We start from the raw sequence: 3176 nt of genomic DNA, 5'->3' as shown, positions 1-3176 counted from the left end.
TTCAGTGTAACTTCTCACCGCCTCATCAGGCGATGCTTCTTGTTTCACAAGCTATGTGGGTCTTCTTGGTCAGTCAGTTGAAAATTAGTTTTATCTTCTGCACTTGGTTTTCGCTACAGACAATTAAGAGTATTGCATTTAAATTGCTATCGCAATTTCGACTGATATCACCGCCCACATTGGGCGATGGTTCACGTCGATGTTGCTAAAAAGCAACTTTATCTTGGTGCAACTCACAACTCACCTATTGGATCTGGATATTAGTGATGGGAAAACAACAAGCTAATGCTAAAAGTAATAGGCTAAAAAATTCCGGCAGTGTCATGCCTGATAGGCTGAGTACTAACACGGCGTTAATGAAGATATTTTACCTAGCCCAAAAACAGAGTCATCACACCAACTCAGGCAAATTATTAGTTGTTATGATGTATCTATGGCTCACTCAGCAGTTAGATGATTTTCTCTTGCGAGCCAGAGAAAATCCCATCACAGTAGATGATATTCCCGACTGTCATAAAGTAAAAAATAGCGATATATGCAAAGCACATCGATTCAAAAATCAGAAATTTGAGGATGGCAAATCCTGGACTTATTACGCACGTGCAACCATTACTCAAAACGGCGAGAAAAAATTCGAATGGCAACCGATCCCTAATTGCTTAATCCACATTTTCAAACCCTTCATTAGCAATCAAAGTTACAATGTTTCATGGCTAACGGCACTTGAAAAACAAAAATTGCTTAATCTGCTCATGGCCAAATGGCGAAAACCTGCCGAGATTGACCACTTTCCAGCGATAAAAAAGCAAATTTTTTTTGAGTACATAACCCGCTGTGTTCGCACTGATAATCAACTGTCCAGTTTAACTAAATCATTATTATTACCTAATGATATAAGGCACCATCAACATGCAGCGGTTTATCAGCAAAAAAACAGTGAACAAGTTCGAACAGAGCTATTTCACGCGCAAGATCGGTATCTCAGTCGATTATTCAATCATGCAAACTCTCTAGGTGTGAGCAAGTTGCTGACACTCACATTCTCGTCGAGTTCAACAGTAAGGAAAGCCACACTTCCCAGCATTTCACTATTAAATGATAACGCCAAAAGAAACATTCCTGCAGACATTACAAACTCACAGGTCGGTGTGAGTTTTCATAGTAAATGGGTTGGTGAAGATCTAGAGAAATACGCAGATGAGTCTGTGAAGTACGGTAGTAATCGACTTAGACCAGAGAGTGAGATTGTTGCTATTTTTCGTCTTCTTCATGACGAAATAACTTCATCTAAACCTGAAAACAAAGCCGCTAAAACCGCTTTAATTCATTATCACAATCTCTGCGCTAATCATATTGCGCTGCTATTTATACTGCTTACGGGCATGCGCCCTACCCATGCTATCTCGATCAATAAAAAATCACAATATGATTACCGCCGCACGACAGTATCAGATAAAGGCTTTCAACGCGAGATTAGAATTTGTGACTATCTGAGACAACAAATTCTGCATTACATCTCGTTGCAACAAGAACTCAATTCCAAGCTGAATTTGGTTAATGATCTTCCCTGGGCATGGAATTTATATGATACAAATAATCAAGCGATCGCAATCTCAGCAAAATCGCTGCGACAATTTTTACATCAAAGAGCCAATGGCGTTGTCCCCTATGTGCTGCGTCATCAATTTGCGCAAAGTGCCGTCACCAGCATTATCCATAAACTGACAACACACCAAATAGATCGCTTAATGGGACACGCGGAGTACGGTGAACATCTGGGCAGTGACCATGTATTTCCAGCAAGCATAAAACAACAAGAAGAATTTCTCGATAGTCTGCCAGCTCGATACGGGTTAAAGGAGTTGAAATATGTCTAGTTTATTCAACAAATTAAATCCTGTTGAAGTTTATAATTATCACCAACGTCATGGTTTGTCTAACGCTAGCATAGATGCCATTACCTGGGTGCTCAACCAGTGGCCTAACCCAACACTCAAAGTCTCAAGCCTTTCAGCTCAAAAGCCGAATCACATATCAATCTGCCAACTCCAAAGGCGTGAAATTACTCTTCAAGATTTACAGGTCATCAATAAAATCATCAGCTCGGTTCCGACAGGCAAGCAACGTCACTACAAACGTGCGCTAGAAGCCATTATTGTCTACCTCAAAGAAGCACTGAAATGGCAAACTCCTGAGGTTGAAAAGCTGCCTTGGCCAGATCCTGATTTAAGATGGTATGAACGCATCACTGCTCAAGCGAACGATGCATTTAAACTGCAAAGTGAATATGAAAACGTCAAAACTCAGTTCTTGAAACAGCGATCCGCACTGTCAGCCGAGTTTATGGCATTGATTATAGCACTTGAAATTGCGCCGCTAACCATTGCTCATCTCGTCAACATCATTAACGACAAAGACAGTATTCAGCGTATTGAAAGACAAACATATCTTAATATCAGGCACTTAGACAAGCCATCAAACCAAGACAGTTTACCACAATCAAGCCGGTATCACCTGCCATTATTTGTCTACCAATCATTGACGGAATATCAGGCATATTCGCGTAGCATAACTGAAAAGCAATTGCTAAAAAGATTAGAAACCTTATTAACGTCATTCTCCATATCAACTCAGGTTTCTCGTCATTACCAGCACCTTTTTCAAGCCGTTTGGCACTATCGCGATCATGTCGTTCCCACATTCTTAAAAGATATTAGTTACCCAGAACGTCATGTCGCAACTCCTTTAGTCTCGGTTGACAATAAGGATCAACAACGACAATTAGCGAGAATTTATGGCATCGATTATGACGAAATGGCAGTTACCGCAATACCTACAGCCCATCAAGAATCACAAAAATGGCCGCACCTCGAACTGCAAAACAATCGCAATACGATTACAGAATGTGCCCAAGAGCTAACTCATTGGCCTGTAGACAATATCCTGCCAACAATGCTCTATCGATACACGTTAGAACTCATCAATTTCGGTGGGGTAAAAAAGCAAAAACTCGCAGACAGCACAATCAAAAAATACTGCAATATTAAATTAAAATTCACGAGCCCGCTCAGTTATGACCAAGCAATAGAGCTTTGTTGGCAGGGCATCGATTATTACGAAATGGCAGTTACCGCAATACCTACAGCCCATCAAGAATCACAAAAATGGCCCGCACA

2 protein-coding genes are annotated in these 3176 nt (G+C 40.7%); both read left to right on the top strand.

The window, feature by feature from the left end:
• The first annotated feature begins 266 nt into the window (after window positions 1-266).
• Entirely contained in the window at window positions 267-1877 is a 1611-nt protein-coding gene (locus ACRCZA_RS13410; protein WP_438674921.1) for a hypothetical protein, read from the top strand.
• Window positions 1870-3176, top strand: a 1307-nt coding sequence (locus tag ACRCZA_RS13405) for a hypothetical protein (RefSeq protein WP_438674920.1), incomplete at its 3' end; no start/stop codon positions are given. The genes ACRCZA_RS13410 and ACRCZA_RS13405, both read left to right, overlap by 8 nt.

Source organism: Shewanella sp., assembly GCF_051658185.1.
GTDB lineage: Bacteria > Pseudomonadota > Gammaproteobacteria > Enterobacterales > Shewanellaceae > Shewanella.
Note: the sequence above shows the minus strand (reverse complement) of the source record. Positions and strands in the feature narration are given on the sequence as shown.